Raw genomic sequence first — 15,664 nt, 5'->3', positions numbered from 1 at the left:
CTAAATAATATTATAGTTTAATTTAATATTCCATTTAGTGGCTTTGTTTTAAATTTTTAAGTTCCATACATTGTATTTTTATATAAATCAACAAAAAAATATTTCAAAATAAATTATTAAAATCAATAATCTTAAAATTTAATATGCTTAATAATAATACTAATAATAATTAATAATCTTAAACTTAATAAATGCTTAAATAAATTATTAAAATAGCTGGAGTTTTATAATGAAATGTGAAAACCATCAAGATAAAGAGGGAACTGATATATGTTCAGTTTGTGGAAAGATTCTTTGTGATGATTGTAAAATTAGCATAGGAAAAACTGTATACTGTGAAAATTGTGCAAGTAGTTTAATAAATGCTGGCACAACAACAGCTCAAAACAAAAATAAATCCATACCCCCAAATGAAAATACATTAAATACTAAAAAAGCTCCATCAATACATAAAAATGAATTATATGGTGAATTTAATGGAAACAAGCCTGTACAAACAAGTACTAATGCTTCAAACCCTATTGAAGAAAAATATGAAAAATATTTAGATAATCTTTATTATGATGAAAACGAGACTAATGATAATGAAGTTCCACTTGAAGAACAGTTAAAACAATATGAAGAAAATCATGGCCTATTAGTTAGTGAACCAGCCCCAGAAAAATATGAAAATCCTTATAAAAACTTAAGTTTAAGTAGTGATAGTGAAGGAAACTATAGACCAATTTCACTCCATAAAATACCAAAAAAAGAAAACAGTAATATTAATGGATTAAGTATACTTTTAACAGTTATTTTATTATTGTTAATTATTTTCGTCATTTCATATGTTATTTTCTTACTATTTTTAAGAGGAACTTATCCTGAATACTTTGAAGCAATGCGAATGTTAATAAGCAATCCATCAATATTTTTCTAAATTTATCACTTAAATAAAAATAAGAAAAATAAAACACAAAATCCTTAAAACATTTTAATTAATAAAAAAATATCAAAAATAAAAATGAGAAAAATAAAAAAAATAAAAAAAATAAGTAAAATGGCTGTGCAACAATTCGAAAATCTAATTTTCTAAATTTAATTAATTAAGTTAAAATTAAATTTATAAAGTTATAATGAATTTTATTTTATTATAAAAATAAAAGTAAATATGAATATTTAATAAAATTCTATTTTAATTAATATTAATCTCTATTTACTAATTATAATTATTTTTAAATATTTATTTTTTATAAAAACATGTATTAATACTTTACACATGTTTTAACATGTTTTAATTAAATATCTGTTTTTACAAAAAATAATCATTGCACAGCATCTAAAAATGTTTAAAAAAAAAAAAGATTAAAAAACTATTCTTCGCTATTTTCAATTGTTTCTTCTAAGTTTTCAGCTACATCGTCAGTTTTGACTTCTGGTTTATCTTCTGGTTTGTCTTCAGGTTTTTTAAATTCATCAACAAATTGAACATTATCATAATCTAAGTTTTCATAAATGTCTTTAGCTATTCTAAACCTTTGGAAAGTAACATCCATGTAAGATTTTTGATCGAACCTTGTAATATCATCTAAAGTAATAGCTACAGTTTTACCATCAAAATTCAAAGCTGTTTTTTCAACATCTAAGTTAGGATAAGCATAGTGAAGCTGTATTAAACTTTTAATTTTATCTTCATCATTATCTAAGACTTTATTAACTACAACACTATATTCAACAGTTTTACCCGCTAAGGGGTTGTTGAAATCTACTTTTACTCTTCCACCACTGACAGTTAAAATCTTACCAGTATGTCCTTCAGCTTGGAACTGTAAACCTGGATATGGAGTCATACCTTGCTTTTTAAATTCTTTAGCAGGCATCAATTGAACTAACTTTTGATCACGATCACCATAAGCCTCTTCAGGAGCTAAAGTCACGACCTTGCTGTCTCCTTCATTTAAACCTATAATTGCTTTGTCTAAACCTTCCAATAAATGACCTCCACCAAGAATAATAGGAAGAGGAGTATAAGATTTCTTATCGTCAAAAATATCTGCTTCTTTAGCTATTTCTTCAGAAGTTGTATCAAAAACATCTCCAGTTTCTACAACTTTACCAGTAAATTCTATTTTAACAAAATCGCCATTTTCTATTGCCATAATAACACTTCAAACACATTTGTAGTTAACATCATATTAGATTTATGTATTAAAACTAAGTATTAAATTTATATTAAAATTATATGTCACATTAAGATTAAATTTATTTTTAAAATTAATTATTTAACATATATTAAATTAATATTCAAAATATTAATACAATAATACAATAAAAGTAAATTTCTAAATTTAATAAAAATAAGTATATTAAGATAAATATTTTTAAATTTAAATTTAAATAAACAAAATTAAAGATAATTAAGATTTAATTTATCTTTAAAATCCTTTAAAATACTTTCATTCTTATAATCAAGAACTCTAATGATAAAAGGATATTTATCTATATAGTTATGTATTACATCCTTATTAATATTTGCCTCTAAAATACTTAAAATCCTTGCCTTAAAGTGTGATGAAAATCCATTAGGTAAAATATCTAAAAGCTCATTAATAGACTCAAATTCTTTATTTTCTCTAAAATCAATAATTTTTTCAGTAATTACTTGATTCATTAAATTTAAACTCAATAATTCATAAAAATTTAAAGAATTGAGATTATTTAAAATAGTGGTTTCATCTCTATATTGATTTAAAGGAGCACGATTATTATTCATCTCAGATTTTAAAATTTCAATAGATTCAATAGGCATCATAGCCTTAAGTTCATTAAAATTTAAAGAATTGATTGTTTCACGAATTTTTGTTCCACTTACTCCTTCAATACGCTTAACAAAGATAAATTTATCTTTAAAATCGAATCCTATTTTTTTAAATGATTTAGAAAAGGAAACAATAACATAATTATCTTCTTCTAATTTTCCATTTAATAAAACTTCTTTTGTGTCCATATCCACAATTTTATAAGGTTTAGGTGCAACACCATGCCCCATATTAATCCTATTAAGAATTTCATTATATTCTTCAAATGGTCTATATCCACGAGGAATAAAATCTGCTTTAATATCTTGAAACATTTTACATAAACATAAAGAGTATTGACCAGACCCCATTATCCCCATAGGAGGTCCTTCAAGGACAATATCTGCCCCAAGTGAAACAGCTATTTTAGCTCGAGCATAACGAGTCAATATAAATGGAATACCACGGCCACTACGCTCAAAAAGCCCTGGAACAATAGCTACAAACAACCCATCCTTAACTTTATTTTTAGCAACATTCATGCAGTGATAATGACCATTGTGTAGAGGATTGTATTCTGTAAAATCAGCTATTATTGGTCTTTGCTTTTTAGAGTTATTGCTTTGATTAAAATAATTATTTGAAATGAATCTAGGATTAATAAACTCTAAATTATTTTCATGTTTTAAAATATCTTTTTTAGATAGATCATTTGATTGGCTTAAAGCATAATCATTAAAAAAGGTTTTTCTATCATTTTTTAAATAATTTTTTACAAAATCATTTAAATTGTTAGTATTATTTCGCTTTTCATTAAAATTTTCACTAAGCTTTTCATTAAAATTTATATCCATATTATTTAATTATAATTTAAAATATAACTATTTTTTTAAAAAAAAACATAATTTGTCAAAAATATTTATTTTATATAAGAAACAAAAGTAATGATAATGAGTGAAATAATACTTAAAAATTCTAAAATAGTCAACAAGAAAGGAGAATATAACATCAAGCTATTAGATGGAAAAATAGCTGAAATTTCTAAAGAAAAACTTTATGGTGATGAAGAAATAGATATTGATGGAAATATTGTTTTACCTGGACTTATTGACCCTCATGTCCATTTTAGAGACCCTGGATTAACTTATAAGGAAAGTTTTAAAACAGGAAGTATGGCTGCAGCCAATGGAGGATTTACAACAGTAATAGACATGCCAAACACCCTTCCACCTACAAATACAGCAAAAGATTTCAAAGAAAAGGAAAAAATAGCTAAAAATAAAAGTGTTGTGAATTTTAAACTCCATGCAGGAGTAAATAAAAAATCAACAGTTAAAGAGATTGAAAAAATAGCTAAATTAAACCCTGCATCATTTAAAATATTTATGGATTTAGAAAAGGACGAAATTCTAGATAAGATATTTAATAATATATCCATTGTGAAAAATAACTTATTAACTTCGCCTGAATTAAATAAAGAATCAAATAAAGAGTTAAATAAAGGATTAAATAAAAAAATTATTATAACTAGCCACTGCGAAAATAAATCTATTATTGAAGAAAGTACTAAAAAACAGAAACAAGTGTTTTGCATTAGAGGAAATACTGCTTTAGATTACAGTTATGCTCGTCCAAGCTCTTCAGAAATAGCTTCAGTAAGATATGCTATAGAATTAGCAAAAAAATATTCAATTGATTTACATATCTGCCATATAAGTGTTTTAAATGCTTTAAAAATTGTTAAAGAAGAAAATAATTTAATAAATAAAAAAATAAAAAAAAATAATATTAATAATATTAATAATAAGACTAATAAGGATAATAAGGATAAAAATAATAAAAACAATTGCAATTGTGGAGAAATTTTGATTTCAACTGAAGTTACTCCTCATCATTTGTTTTTAGATAATTTTACATTTAAAAAATACGAAACAGTAGCTAAAACAAACCCTCCTCTTAGACCTCTTGGTGAAAACTTAACTGTTGATAATTTAAAAGAAATTAATATGATTGGAACAGATCATGCCCCTCATACACTTGAAGAGAAGAAAAAAGGAGTTTGGAACTCTGCACCGGGAATACCAAATTTAGAAACATGCTTATCTCTTCTTTTAACTGAAGTAAATAAGGGAAAAATTGATTTAAACCTGATTCAAAAGGTAATGTGTGAAAATTCTGCTAAAAGATTTGGATTAGATAAGAAGGGAGAAATTAGAGTCGGAAAGGATGCGGATATTGTTGTAATTGACTTAAAAAAAGAAGGAAAATTCAATTTAGATGAATTTTATACAAAAGCCCATTACAGTCCCTTTGAAAATCAAAAATATGTTGGAAAAGCCATTAAAACATTTGTTAACGGGAAATTAATAATGGAAAATGGAGAGATATACAACTAAATATTTAAAAACAAAGTAAAAATAGAAAAGTTCAATAAAGTTCAAAATAAAAAAAAAAGTAACTAAAATAAATATTTAAAAAAAAAAGAAATAAAAATTAGATGAAAATCATCTAATATTATTTAAACTCTATTGCTTGATTAGGACAGTGTTGAATACATTGTTCACACAATGTGCAGAACCCAGCAAGTGGTAAAGCCCCTTCATCTTTTAGCTTCAGCATATCATAAGGACAAGCATCAATACAATCCCCACATTGATTACATTTTGAAGGATTAAATTGAATTCTATCTTTTACAACAATTTCTCCATTATGAAGTTTTTCAATAGGAGTAAGAGCTAAAGCACCTTCAGGGCATATTGCTGCACAAGCACCACATCTTACACACATGTTGTAGGATGGGTCTTCATCAGCTTCAACGTTTTCAGGCAATTTAATACCATCATTTGTTACTACTCTAATAGCTTCTGTTGGACATGCTGCAGTACATGAACCATCCATAGCACATTTTTCAGGATTATTGACTACACCTTCTTCATTTACAGGTTTAGCATCACCTAATGTAATATCAAGTTCAATTGCATTAACAGGACAGACATTTTCGCAAAGTCCACATGCAGGACAGTTATTTGGTAATTCTACTGTTAAATTAGCATCTTTTCCAGCAATGAAGTTTCCAGGACATGCATCAACACAAGCTTTACATCCAATACAGGTATCAGCATCAACAGCAAATTCATTAATGGTTTTACTACGCTTATCTGGTCTTTTACCAGAAATAAAAACAGCATCCCATGGACAAGTTTGTGAGCAGACCCCGCATTTAATACAAGTGTCTTCATCAATGCTAATTTCGCCACCGATTTTATCTAAGCTAATGGCATCAACAGGACATTCTTCAACACATCTTGAACATCCAACACAACCTTGAATAAAAGTTGCACCTTCAATGTTTAAATCTCTGCTTTTAGGTTCTACAATTCCAGGAATTCCAATAACCTCAACAGGACAGACATTTACACATTTTTGACACATTACACAGTAACCTTGTAAAGGAAGTTTTTCCTCATCATCAATTTTAAGAGTACCTTGAGGACAGATATCTACACAATCACCACATTGATCACATTTTGCAGGATTGAAAAGAATTCTTAATTGAGGTTCTCCATGTTCATCAATAATAAGTTCTTCAGCATTTAAAGCATTATTAGGACAAATATCAACACATTTTGGTTCTCCACCACAGATATCACAGTTTACAATTTTTTGACCTTGTAACTGAATAGCTGTAGATGGACAGGTTCCTTCACATGCTCCACATTTGATGCAGTCTTCTTGATTGACTACTATCATATTATTTCAACTCCGTTTAGAGTTTATTTATTAAATAACCTTGACTGTCATACACTTCAATTGTAGCCAATTTCATTTGACTGTCCATTGAGTGAGTAGCACAGGATAAACATGGATCGTAAGCTCTAATAACCATTTCCATTAAGTTGAAAATTTTATCGTCTACTTCTACACCAGGTTTAATGTAGTCTTTAGCTACTTGATGAATACCCATTTCCATAGCAGGATTATTTTGAATAGTTGCAACAACAATGTTTACATTGGTCATTAATCCATCATCATCTGTTTTGTAGTGGTGGATTAAAGTACCACGAGGCGCTTCAACAATTCCAGCACCTTCACCAGCTACTCTTTCGATTGCATCAGGGAATTTTTTACCAGATAAATCGCCTTCTAAGTGGTTAGCTGCACATTCAGCAGAAGCTAACAATTCAATTAATCTAGCCCAGTGGAAGAGTAAAGGAGCTTGAGCATAACCAAAGGTATTTCTGAAGTCATTTAATCTATCTTGAGCAAGAGGTGCTGCATCAGGCATTTTATCACAGACATTAATTCTTGATAATGGAGCAACCCTATAAATACCATCAGGATAACCTAATTCTTTAATGTAAGGGAATTTTAACCAGGAATATGGCTTAACATGTTCTGCAACAATGTCTAAGTATTCAAGGTTATTATATTCATATTCGATTTTTGAACCATCTTTACTTTTAATTCTTACATCACCATTGTAAACATCCCAAACTCCATCTTTAGTTAAACCACAGTGTCTTGTATCACCAAAGTTACCAAGAGTTGAAGCTAAATCAATATTTTCTTCAAAAATAGGAATAGCTAAGTCTAAAGTTGCTTGAGCAAGTTCAACATTCTTTTGTGCTTTACCTAATAAATCTTTTTGAGTTTCAGCATCTAATTCAGTAGAGATACCACCAGGAGTAGATGAAGTTGGGTGAATTGGTCTTCCACCAACAGCTTTAACAATATCTAAACCATTTCTTCTCATTTCAATAGCTTGTAAAGCTACTTCAGGCATGTCTTTAATAACTTGGAAAACATTCCTGTTAGTTCTTGTTGCATCAGGAATAACAAAATCCGGTGCTGCTAAGAAGTAGAAATGAAGAGCATGGGAGTGCATATATGAACCCCAGTTCATTAATTCTCTCATTTTGTAAGCAGCAGGTAAAATTTCATCATCTTTAAATCCGTAACATTGGTCTGCAGCTTTAGCAGCAGCTAAGTGGTGTTGTACATCACAAATACCACAAATTCTAGGAACAATCCTTGGAGCTTCTTCCACAGGACGTCCTTGCATGAATTTTTCAAATCCTCTAAATTCCATAACATGTAATCTAGTTTCTTTGACATTACCTTGTTCATCAAGGTTAACAGTAATTTTAGCGTGACCCTCAATACGAGTTACAGGTTCCATTGTAAGTTTAACCATTTATTTACCTCCTTTTTGCATTTTAGCAGGTACCAATGCAGATGGTAATGTGTAGGTGTAGAAAGTACCAACAATATCATCTAATTGATCAGCCACTTGTTCTGGATCGATAGTTTTATCTTCACCGACTTTGTAATCTGAAGCAATAGCTGCAATCATTTTTGCACCTTGATCAGCTACCTTTGCAGTAGGACCATAGCATCCACGGCATTGAATTCCAATGCTTGGACATTCAGCACCACAAAGTGAAATGGTTGCAGGACCTAAACAAACTAAACCTTGAGATATTAAACATAAGTCTTCTTCAGGTTTACCAATTTCAAATTGTCTTTTAATGAAATCCATAGATAAACCTTCAGGTGGTTTTTCTCTAGGACAAACATCACAAAGATTGGTGGTAGGTAATTCTACAGGTTCACCTTTTAATAATGCAACAACAGCAGCAGCAACTACATCTGATCTTGGAGGACAACCAGGAACATTTAAGTCCACATCTATAACCTCTCCAAGAGGCCTTACTCTGCTTTCTAAATGAGGTACACCTTCATTAGGAATGACTTTTTCTTCGTTTGTAGTACTTGGTGAGTTTATGTAAGCTTCAGTTGTTAATTCATCAACTGTGTGTAAATTACCCAAACCTGGGACTCCGCCATAACAAGCACAAGTACCATAATTAATAATAAATTTTGCTTTTTCTCTTAGCATTTCTGCCAATTCTCTATTTTCATCGTTTCTAATTCCACCTTCTACAATAAGTACATCTAATTCTGGTACTTCATCATATTTGGTATCCATTAAAACTGGTGAAAATCTAAATTCTGCTAGGTCTAAAACATCTAATAAAGATTCATGAAAATCAGCAATTGACAAGTGACATCCTGAGCAGCCACCTAACCACATTGTTCCTATTTGAGCTTTATCTGCCATTTAATTCCTCCAATTAAGCCTCAGCATCCAATTGTTCTTTTAAAGGAGAACTACCTAAACTTTTTATTTTATCAACCATCATTTTAACAGTTGTTGCGAATTTTTCACCTTCAGATGCAGAAATCCAATCGTGGTAAACTCTTTCTCTACCAATACCCATATCTTCAACTAATTTGTATATTAATCTCATTCTACGGTCAAGTTTATAATTTCCAGCATCATAGTGACAATCACCGTGGTGGCATCCAGCTACGATAACACCATCTGCACCTTCTCTAAAAGCCTTTAATATAAATTGAGGCTCGATTCTTCCAGAACACATTACTCTTATAACCCTAATATTAGGTGGGTATTGCATTCTTGCTGTACCTGCAGTGTCTGCTCCACCATAGGAACACCAGTTGCAACAAAACATTACAATTTTTACATCATCATTAGCCATGGAGTATTTCCTCCTTTAATTTAAAAATATTTTAATACAAAAGTATAAAAATTCTTATTTAGGTATTTAATTTATTATAAATATTTAACTATAAGCTATTTAATATATAAGCCATGATCTATAAGCCATTTAATCTATAAGATATTAATTTATTATTTAAAGAATATTAAAAGTTTAAACCCAATACTTTTTTTATTCAATGAAAATTTAATATTAAACATACCCATATAAAAACTAAATATGCCCATATCATTAATAACCTTCGAATGTTTAATAAAATCCAATATTAAAATTGAAAATTTTACAATAAAACAAAGGAAATTTAGCTATGCCTAAAAATTGGTTAAATTTAGTTATACCTAAATATTTCATAGTATTTTTAATAATTTAATGTACTTAAATGCTAATTTAACTAACATCAATGTACTGATTATTTTTATGTTAAATAATTAATATAAAGGTTACTTTGAAAATCAAGTCGAAAACTTTATATATAATATTAAATATTTGAAAATATTTATTACTTTATGATTTTTTTCTTCTAAAAATCTATTAAATAAAAAATTAAGATTCAATATAGTTTAAATTAAAATAAATTCAAAAATAAAAAATTTAAACAAAATTATAAACTATGATTATTCTTAATAATAAAAAAAATCTTCGAATAATATTTAAATTTAAAAATAAATAAGATATAAGTCTTAAAAAAATTAAAAGAATTTAAAAAAAAGATAAAAAATTAGGCAAAACAAAATTTTATAAGTAGTTGTGTATACAAAAAAAAATGCATAAAAAAATTAATATGAAAGTAGAAAAATCTAAAAAAAATTTGTAAAAAAAAAGAATAAAAAAATAAAAATAAAAAATAAGAACTATACAGAAACTATGATAAATTCTCCAACTTTCTCAATTCTACTAAAAGGAATTTGTAATAAATTTCCATCAGCTTTGATACCTTTAAGAGGGATATTACGACCATCACCTCTATTAACTACAATATCTACAATTTTACCATTATTTTCATTTATGATTAATTCAACTACCTTTCCTAAAAAATGTGCATCGCTTGTAGCAACATCATAGCCATGTAATGAACTCCAAAGCTTTTCTTCTGGATTCTGAACATTTTTTTTATCATCCATAATACCACTCCAATAATTTTAAAATAAAAAATAAATTATCTTTATAATATATAATTAAATCTAAGCTTTCTAATTAAATCTAAGTTTTGTTTATATTCATAAATGACTAATTATTATCCATTCATAAACGAACATAATATGTTATATCAATAACAATAAAACTGCCTATATTAATTAAATATTTAAACTTTATCATATAAAAATATTATTATAAATCTAAATATTATTTGACAAATTTATTCCATTTTATAATATTATATTATATTGATATTATATTATATTTTAATATGCTCATAATACTAAAAAATAGTGTTAAAAAAATAATTAAAAAAAATTAAAAAAATAACTAAAAAATATTTAAAAAAAAATTAATATTAATTTAAAAAAATAAAAAATATTAAGGTTTTAGATAAAGCACAATATAATTCTATTTAAAATATGATTCAGCAATTTTTAAGTCCTCAATATAATTAATATTAATGGCTAACTCGTCTTTTTCTAAAATTAAAAGGTGTTCATCTTGAATAATATTTTTAGATAATAATATATTTAATCCAATAGGAACCAAATCATTAAAAACAAATGATGGGGTGATATTAAGTTTATTAAATATATTTAAAGGCAAATAAGTTGAAAGTGCCATTAAATCTGATTTAAAATACTCTTCTATAACTTCATTAACAATTTCAGTAGAAATTAATGGTAAATCAGCATTAATAAATAAAAGAACATCTTTTGAAGAAATATTTTCAAAATAATTTAAAATAAAAGAGATATCTTCTAAAAAATCCTCTCCAAGAGTGTGTAAATAGTAAATATTTTTATTATTAATCTTTGTATTAGTTGAATTAGTGGAATCATTTAGATTAATATTAATTAATCCATTATCATTTGAAGTATGAATATTTAAATCATTACTCTTTGAATAATCTGAAATTCCATATTTTTCATTTAAAAATTTTAGAGTTTCTAAAGTATTATCACTTGTGGCAACAACAATTTCATCAATGTGTTTTGAAGAGAATAAATTAGAAATCACATGACAAATCAGTGGTTTTTTATTAAGAGGAATTAATGGTTTCTCAATATCTAAATTTAACCGTGTTCCTTTTCCTCCAGCCATTACAATAGCTTTAATCATTGTATCAAAAATTAATAATTTAAAATATATTTAATAAAAAAATGAACATTATTTCAATAAAAAAAAAAAAAAGAATTATAAAATAAAAAAAAAATAAAGAAAATAAAATAAAGAAAATAAAGAAAATAAAAAAATTATTAAGTTTTTAACGTTTTTGTAATTTCATTCTATTTGCTAGTATACATGGTCCACCTTGTCTGCCACCAATAGGTGCTTTAGGAGTTCCCATAGAGTTCATACATCTAGCCATTATAGAAGTACCCAGAGCTAATCCATCACTAACAAAAATACAATCTTTAAACTTATCTTTTACTTCTTTTAAAATAAGTTGAGGTTTTCTACCCGTAATTCCTGCACGGCCAGTAATTCCTAAAATTGAGCCTTCTTCAATAATATTTTCATTAAAAGAAACTTCTAACAATCTTTTAACTATAAAAACAGTTGTATAATCTATTGTAGCAAAAAGAGTTGCTATTCCATCCGCATTATAAATTTCTTCACCCAAGGAAATTAAATCAGGAAGTCTGCTGGCATTTTCACCTACATCACAACCAATTAATGTTGTTCCTGCTTGTTCTGCAGATACTGGATCAAGTGGAACTGTTCCAAATCTATCTACATCCATTGGAACCTTTCTAATATCAATTAATTCATGGACTTTATGGGCATTTTCTTGAGCTTTTTTCCAATTAGCTTTTTTTAAAACATCTTTAGTGTATAAATCAATAGCTGCACCACCATTTTTATCCACTTTACCAGTACCTCTAATTAAAGAATCAGAAATAACACCAGCAAGACCTAAAAAATTTCCTATAGTATTTGCATAAGGTTCTTTGTTATTTACTATTCTACCAGCTAAAGTAGAACCAAAATCAATAGACACACATGGATTTCTATAATCAACTTTAGTCCACTTAGCTCCAAGCTTAATTCCTGCTGTTACAAGTTCTCCTTCCATTTCATTAGCAACAGACTCCTTTCCTTTAGGAGGTAAAACACTAACAACTGCCCCATCAAACATGACATTATCCAAAAGAGAATAGTCTCTAATTTTCTCAGGTAAAGATGAAACACTCATAGCTGGAGCCATTTTACTTGGAGGAATACCTGCATCTAAACAACCATCAGCTAAAGCTTTAATTAAATGTCCTACTTCTTTAGTAGTTTTAAAACCAGCTGTTACTCCTGTAGATCTAACAACAAAATCTAAATCCTTTTTCATGTCAATTTTTGCTTCTTTAAGAGATTCTAAAACTGTTTCTTTAACCATTTCGGCCACAGATTCTTTAGAAAGAGGAATTCCCCAAACAGTTTTACCAAAAACTTCTTCATCCTCTTTAGGAGGTCGAATATCCCTAGTCATCTTCACAGTTTTGTTAATTAAATAACTAATGCTTGTATTAAGATTAGTAGCAGTTATAATACATTTTGTAGTAGTATTTCCTAATTCAACCGATGCAGATATATAATAAACATCTGGTCTCATAGAATATCCCCCACCTACAGATTTTGAAGTAAAACCTGTAGTTTGGACATCAGTAAAGTTTTTATACTGACTTTTTGCCATTATTGGCTTTGAACCAAATAAATTTCCTAAAAAAGACATGCCAATCCCCTAAAATAATATAAAATATAACTCCTAGAACAATAAATTCTAAAGTAATAAAAAAATAAAATCATAAATAATGAAGTAATGAAAAATAAATCATGAAATAATTAGCTAAATAATAAAAAAAAAATTCAATTTTTTAATAATATTCAGCATCAAAAATCTTTAAACATAATTCTTTTATTTGTAACATATAAATTTTTTTAAATAAATTTTGAACACCTAAAAAAATAGCTTTGAAAAAATAAAAAAATTAAATATAAAATAAGTATAAATAATATAATATTAAAAATGTAAATTATTTTAAAATAATAGAATGTTTAATAAAAATTATTTAAAAAAAAAGTTATATTAACAAATTATATAAGTTAATATAATATATCATTTATATCTAATCTTAATTACATTTTTGAAATCGGTAACTAATTTTATATTTTTAAATCATTAAAAAAAAAAAAAAAAAAAAAAAACTTAAATAAACTTTAAAATTAATTAAAATTTTTTCTAAAATATAATATATTAAAAATATAATATATTAACTAAAATAAAAATATTAATATTAACTAAAATATTAATATTAATAATGCATCTTAAAACTAATTATTAATTAAAAAAGAAAAACATTAAAAATTAAAAGTATATTAAATGTTTGAGAGGGATTAATTTGGAAGAAATGATTTTAAGTATTGGAATTGTATTACTATTAGGGGTTTTATGTGCAAAATTCCTTGATAAAATAAACATACCCTCCTTTTTAGGATTTTTATTAATAGGGGTCTTAATAGGTCCTTATATATTTAATATTTTAAATCATGAATTTATAGGATATACTCAAGAAATAGCTACATTAGCCATGGTTATTTTACTTTTAAGAGCTGGATTGGGCTTAAGTAAAGACTCTATGAAAAAAGTTGGAAGAGTAGCTGTAGAAATGAGTTGCATTCCAGGCATTCTAGAAGGACTTTCTATTGCATTTATAGGAAGTGTGTTACTTGGAATAAGTGTTATAGAAGGAGGAATGTTAGGATTCATATTAGCTGCTGTTTCTCCTGCTATTTTAGTTCCAAGAATGATAAAATTAATTGAAAAAGGAAGAGGAACAAAAAAAGGAATACCTGAAATTCTAATGGCTGGTTCATCAGCAGACGATGTAGTAGCCATTACAATCTTTTCAATATTTTTAGGAATGTGGACTGGGGGTCAAATTAACATTGCATGGAGTATAGCATCCATACCTATAGCATTGTTGTTAGGTGTTTTATTTGGGGTCGTTTGTGCAGCTGTATTAATTTATGTGTTTAAAAAATGGGAATTCAAAGATATAGAAAAGCTATTTATAACACTTGCAACAGGAATTCTTTTAAATGCTCTTGGTGAAGCTCTTCAAGGAAAAATACCTATAGCTGGGCTAGTAGGAGTTATGGTTATTGGATTCTTATTATTAGACCGTGCCCCTAAAGTAGCTATTGAATTATCTAATAAATATAATCACTTGTGGCTAGCAGCAGAAATATTAATTTTTGTGTTGTTAGGTGCACAGTTAAATTTATCATTGCTAATACAAAATGTAGCATTAGGACCTATCGAAATCCCTCTTGTGGTTATGGGGATCATTGTAGTAACAATTGGTGTTTTATTTAGATATTTAGGAGTTCAAATATCTTTAGCTGGTTCAAATCTAAATATGAAAGAAAGGCTATTCTGTATGCTTGCTTATACACCAAAAGCAAATGTTCAAGCTACAATTGGAGCTGTTCCACTTGCAACGGCAATGGCATTAGGAAATACGGCAGGAATTGCAACAGGACAGCTAATTTTAGCCATTACAGCCATTTCAATAATATATACTGCCCCTTTAGGTGCTGTATTTATATCCTTCTTCAGCACCCGTTTACTTGATGTGGATCCTGAATATCTTAAATATTCTGAAGAAGCATCAGGAAAGTGAATGATTAAAACTCATTTTCTATTTTTTCCTATTTCTTCTTTCTATTTTCTCTTTTTTATCAATTTTATTTCTCAAATAGCCACAAGTAGTAAATGATATAAAAAATAAAGTAATATAAAATAATAAAATCAATAATAGAATTTTAAGTTATCACCTATTTTTTAATTTTTAAAAACAATACTGAAATTTCTTTTTTTCCTTAAGTAAAAATACTATATATATTAAAAATCTACCTATAACATAATAAAACAGTCTTTTTTTAAGAATAAGTTATTTAATTAAGTTTTTATCTATACTTTATTTATTATTTTGTTATTATTTCAAGAAATAGCTTATATTTATTGCATGCATATTTTTATGAGACAAGGACAAAACTCTTAAAATCGTTAGATTTATATATAAAGAGCCATATATATTTAATTATAGTTATAAATTTTTTTTTGGTGTTTTAAGATGGTTTTAATAAAAGAACAAATTAATCAAG

General features: G+C 27.0%; 12 protein-coding genes. 3 read left to right on the top strand and 9 right to left on the bottom strand.

Features of this window, described 5'->3' with window-relative positions; all coding sequences use genetic code 11:
* The first annotated feature begins 229 nt into the window (after positions 1-229).
* Positions 230-919 (top strand): B-box zinc finger protein, encoded by a 690-nt coding sequence (locus tag MBCUR_RS07930; RefSeq protein WP_067092338.1) that lies wholly within the window; start codon positions 230-232, stop codon positions 917-919.
* 433 nt (positions 920-1,352) lie between these two features.
* Here the strand turns inward: MBCUR_RS07930 and MBCUR_RS07925 are convergent, their stop codons facing one another.
* Positions 1,353-2,138, bottom strand: coding sequence for a peptidylprolyl isomerase (locus tag MBCUR_RS07925; RefSeq protein WP_067092336.1), 786 nt, complete (start codon positions 2,136-2,138; stop codon positions 1,353-1,355).
* 248 nt (positions 2,139-2,386) lie between these two features.
* Positions 2,387-3,631, bottom strand: a complete 1,245-nt coding sequence (locus tag MBCUR_RS07920) for a nucleotidyltransferase family protein (protein WP_084269636.1) — start codon at positions 3,629-3,631, stop codon at positions 2,387-2,389.
* 96 nt (positions 3,632-3,727) lie between these two features.
* Between MBCUR_RS07920 and MBCUR_RS07915 the strand changes: the two genes are divergently transcribed.
* On the top strand, positions 3,728-5,173 hold the full coding sequence (locus MBCUR_RS07915) for a dihydroorotase (protein ID WP_067092334.1): 1,446 nt from the start codon (positions 3,728-3,730) through the stop codon (positions 5,171-5,173).
* Positions 5,174-5,291: 118 nt separating this feature from the next.
* On the opposite strand, the gene MBCUR_RS07910 is transcribed toward MBCUR_RS07915, so the two are convergent.
* The 7 genes from MBCUR_RS07910 to MBCUR_RS07880 all read right to left on the bottom strand — a co-directional run bounded on the left by MBCUR_RS07910 (position 5,292) and on the right by MBCUR_RS07880 (position 13,229).
* A complete protein-coding gene (locus tag MBCUR_RS07910) occupies positions 5,292-6,527 on the bottom strand; it encodes a 4Fe-4S binding protein (RefSeq protein WP_067092333.1) in 1,236 nt (411 codons plus the stop codon).
* 16 nt (positions 6,528-6,543) lie between these two features.
* Entirely contained in the window at positions 6,544-7,971 is a 1,428-nt protein-coding gene (locus MBCUR_RS07905) for a Ni/Fe hydrogenase subunit alpha (protein WP_067092331.1), read from the bottom strand.
* Complete coding sequence (locus MBCUR_RS07900) at positions 7,972-8,898, bottom strand: NADH-quinone oxidoreductase subunit B family protein (protein WP_067092329.1); 927 nt, start codon at positions 8,896-8,898, stop codon at positions 7,972-7,974. It abuts the gene before it with no gap.
* Between the two features lie 13 nt (positions 8,899-8,911).
* Positions 8,912-9,340, bottom strand: a complete 429-nt coding sequence (locus MBCUR_RS07895; protein ID WP_067092327.1) for a hydrogenase iron-sulfur subunit — start codon at positions 9,338-9,340, stop codon at positions 8,912-8,914.
* 872 nt (positions 9,341-10,212) lie between these two features.
* Entirely contained in the window at positions 10,213-10,482 is a 270-nt protein-coding gene (locus MBCUR_RS07890) for a PRC-barrel domain-containing protein (protein WP_067092325.1), read from the bottom strand.
* A gap of 427 nt (positions 10,483-10,909) precedes the next feature.
* The gene (locus MBCUR_RS07885; protein WP_067092323.1) at positions 10,910-11,623 is read right to left on the bottom strand and encodes an NTP transferase domain-containing protein; all 714 of its coding nucleotides are present in this window, start codon (positions 11,621-11,623) and stop codon (positions 10,910-10,912) included.
* 145 nt (positions 11,624-11,768) lie between these two features.
* Entirely contained in the window at positions 11,769-13,229 is a 1,461-nt protein-coding gene (locus MBCUR_RS07880; RefSeq protein WP_067092321.1) for a methanogenesis marker 14 protein, read from the bottom strand.
* Between the two features lie 676 nt (positions 13,230-13,905).
* On the opposite strand from MBCUR_RS07880, the gene MBCUR_RS07875 reads away from it, so the two are divergent.
* Positions 13,906-15,180, top strand: coding sequence for a cation:proton antiporter (locus MBCUR_RS07875; protein WP_067092340.1), 1,275 nt, complete (start codon positions 13,906-13,908; stop codon positions 15,178-15,180).
* Positions 15,181-15,664: the final 484 nt, after the last annotated feature.

The sequence above is a fragment of the Methanobrevibacter curvatus genome, assembly GCF_001639295.1.
GTDB lineage: Archaea > Methanobacteriota > Methanobacteria > Methanobacteriales > Methanobacteriaceae > Methanoflexus > Methanoflexus curvatus.
This window is presented reverse-complemented; position numbering and strand designations above follow the sequence as displayed.

Excerpts from the sequence above, each read along its gene's own strand:
- MBCUR_RS07910 (WP_067092333.1), bottom strand. The coding sequence starts at position 6,527 with ATGATAGTAGTCAATCAAGAAGACTGCATCAAATGTGGAGCATGTGAA.
- MBCUR_RS07920 (WP_084269636.1), bottom strand. The coding sequence starts at position 3,631 with ATGGATATAAATTTTAATGAAAAGCTTAGTGAAAATTTTAATGAAAAG.
- MBCUR_RS07905 (WP_067092331.1), bottom strand. The coding sequence starts at position 7,971 with ATGGTTAAACTTACAATGGAACCTGTAACTCGTATTGAGGGTCACGCT.
- MBCUR_RS07890 (WP_067092325.1), bottom strand. The coding sequence starts at position 10,482 with ATGGATGATAAAAAAAATGTTCAGAATCCAGAAGAAAAGCTTTGGAGT.
- MBCUR_RS07930 (WP_067092338.1), top strand. The coding sequence starts at position 230 with ATGAAATGTGAAAACCATCAAGATAAAGAGGGAACTGATATATGTTCA.
- MBCUR_RS07925 (WP_067092336.1), bottom strand. The coding sequence starts at position 2,138 with ATGGCAATAGAAAATGGCGATTTTGTTAAAATAGAATTTACTGGTAAA.
- MBCUR_RS07900 (WP_067092329.1), bottom strand. The coding sequence starts at position 8,898 with ATGGCAGATAAAGCTCAAATAGGAACAATGTGGTTAGGTGGCTGCTCA.
- MBCUR_RS07875 (WP_067092340.1), top strand. The coding sequence starts at position 13,906 with ATGATTTTAAGTATTGGAATTGTATTACTATTAGGGGTTTTATGTGCA.
- MBCUR_RS07885 (WP_067092323.1), bottom strand. The coding sequence starts at position 11,623 with ATGATTAAAGCTATTGTAATGGCTGGAGGAAAAGGAACACGGTTAAAT.
- MBCUR_RS07880 (WP_067092321.1), bottom strand. The coding sequence starts at position 13,229 with ATGTCTTTTTTAGGAAATTTATTTGGTTCAAAGCCAATAATGGCAAAA.
- MBCUR_RS07915 (WP_067092334.1), top strand. The coding sequence starts at position 3,728 with ATGAGTGAAATAATACTTAAAAATTCTAAAATAGTCAACAAGAAAGGA.
- MBCUR_RS07895 (WP_067092327.1), bottom strand. The coding sequence starts at position 9,340 with ATGGCTAATGATGATGTAAAAATTGTAATGTTTTGTTGCAACTGGTGT.